Annotated in this window: 1 protein-coding gene; it reads right to left on the bottom strand. The window is 69.7% G+C overall.

From position 1 onward, the window contains the following. The coding region (locus DSP71_RS17190; protein ID WP_258546513.1) for a cysteine desulfurase family protein at positions 1-654 on the bottom strand (654 nt) is incomplete at both ends.

Raw genomic sequence — 654 nt, forward strand, 5'->3', positions numbered from 1 at the left:
GACGTTCTCGGTGCCGGATCGTCGACCGCGTTCCTGACCGCCGCCGTGCAGCAGGGGCTCCACGGGAACGCGTCCGCGGACCGCGAGCGCACCGATGCCCTTGGGGGCACCCAGCTTGTGACCAGCGATCGACAACGCATCGGCACCGAGATCCCGCAGGGGAAGCCACCCGGCCGACTGCACGGCATCGAGGTGCAGAGGGACCCTCACCGCGCTCGTGACGGCTGCCAGGGCTGTGACGTCCTGCACCGTCCCGATCTCGTTGTTCGCGTGACCGAACGACACCAGCGACGTGTCTTCCCTGATGGCCGCGGTCAGCGCATCCGGGGCGATACGCCCTCGGGAGTCCACCGGGATCATCGTCACCTCGACGCCGTGGAAGCGTCGGAGATACCCGGCGGACTCGAGGATCGACTCGTGCTCGATGGGGGAGATGACCAGGTGGCGCCGTCCCGCCTCCAGAGCGGCGAGCGCGATGCCCTTGACCGCGAGGTTGTTCGCCTCTGTTCCTCCTGCGGTGAACACGACGTCGTTCGTCCGCATCCCCAGCACGCGGGCCACCCGTGCCCTGGCGCCGTCGAGGGCGCCCGCCGCGGCCTCGCCCGCCGTATGGTGACTCGACGGATTGCCGAACACCCCGGTGAGGAAGGGACG

Source organism: Microbacterium sp. H6 (assembly GCF_003314775.1).
Taxonomy (GTDB): domain Bacteria; phylum Actinomycetota; class Actinomycetes; order Actinomycetales; family Microbacteriaceae; genus Microbacterium; species Microbacterium oxydans.